The 1,557-nt window shown below is 39.3% G+C and carries 1 protein-coding gene; it reads right to left on the bottom strand.

Annotated features, from left to right (window positions below; genetic code table 11):
* Positions 1–1,301 (bottom strand): DEAD/DEAH box helicase family protein (locus AC220I_RS22400; RefSeq protein ID WP_486726089.1); only part of this gene is annotated, 1,301 nt, incomplete at its 3' end.
* Positions 1,302–1,557 lie beyond the last annotated feature (256 nt).

The following is a 1,557-nucleotide window of genomic DNA, read 5'->3' as shown; positions in this document are numbered from 1 at the left end:
TAGAGGTCATCAATTTGACCTTTAATCGGTCTTACTTCCACCTCGGGGTCAATAAGACCAGTCGGTCTTATAATCTGCTCGATTGCCTTGTCACTGTGCTCGTACTCATATGGACCAGGTGTTGCACTCACAAAAAGCGCTTGATTGACAAGTTCTTCAAACTCCTCAAAATTTAGGGGTCTGTTATCTCTTGCAGACGGCAACCTAAAGCCATAGTCCACAAGGGATTGCTTTCTCGTCTGGTCACCACCATACATGGCGCGTATTTGTGGAATCGTCACATGAGACTCATCAATTACGATCAAATAGTCATCTGGGAAGTAGTCCAACAGTGTGAAAGGGCGGCTACCTGGTGGCCTTCCTGATAAAACTCTGGCATAGTTCTCTATACCTTGACAGAACCCAACTTCACGCAGCATTTCGATATCATACTTGGTGCGCTGTTCAATTCTCTGTGCCTCTATAAGCTTGTTGTTATCCTTAAAATACTTAATTGTATCCTCTAATTCTCTTTCAATATTGACAATAGCTTCTTCAAGCTTTTCCTTTGGCGTTACATAATGTGAGGCAGGGTAAACGGTCAAATGGTTTCGATAACCCAGGATTTCACCTGTAAGTGCATTTACCTCAGCAATTCGATCTATTTCATCACCAAAAAGCTCTATGCGATATGCCCTCTCAAACTCATATGAAGGCATAACTTCGATCACATCACCCCTTACCCTAAAGGTGTTACGGGTGAAATTAATGTCATTGCGTGTGTATTGAATATCCACAAGTCTTCTTAAAATATCATTTCTAGACTTCTCCATGCCAGGTCTTATGGAAAGCGTCATTGAAGCGTAATCAATCGGGTCACCCAGACCATAAATACAGGAGACCGATGCAACAATAATAACATCCCTTCGCTCAAAAAGTGCAGATGTTGCAGAGTGTCTAAGCTTATCAATTTCTTCATTTATGGATGCATCTTTTTCAATATAAGTATCGGAGTGTGCAACATAAGCTTCCGGCTGATAATAGTCATAGTAACTGACAAAGTATTCGACTGCATTATCTGGAAAGAACTCTTTAAACTCAGAGGCAAGCTGTGCTGCCAAGGTTTTATTATGAGCAATTACAAGCGTCGGCTTTTGGACACGCTCTATGACATTGGCCACTGTAAAAGTCTTACCTGAGCCTGTAACGCCGAGCAAAGTATTGTATTTTCGCTTATGATCAATGGCAGAAACCAGACTTTCTATTGCTTCTGGTTGATCGCCTGTGGGTTTATAATCTGATACAATTTTAAAGCGATTCATATCATCCTCCAAACATTTGTTCGTATTTCAATTATATAGTTTTTGAGATTTCACGTCAAATACATTTTAGTTCTTTTAAAAAGAGCTTACCCCTATCCATGTTCACAGAACAAAAGATAATGATAAGCCCCCATTTACTTTATAATCTTTATAATCTTTTTAATTCATACCCATTTTTTTGATTTTATTTCTACCAAAAATGTAACAATATGAAGGTTCCTATAATAAGCGCTAAAACCAATCCAATCACCACAGC

This window comes from Fusibacter sp. (assembly GCF_057447755.1).
The sequence above is the reverse complement of the archived record's forward strand: the minus strand, read 5'-3'. Positions and strand labels throughout refer to the sequence as shown.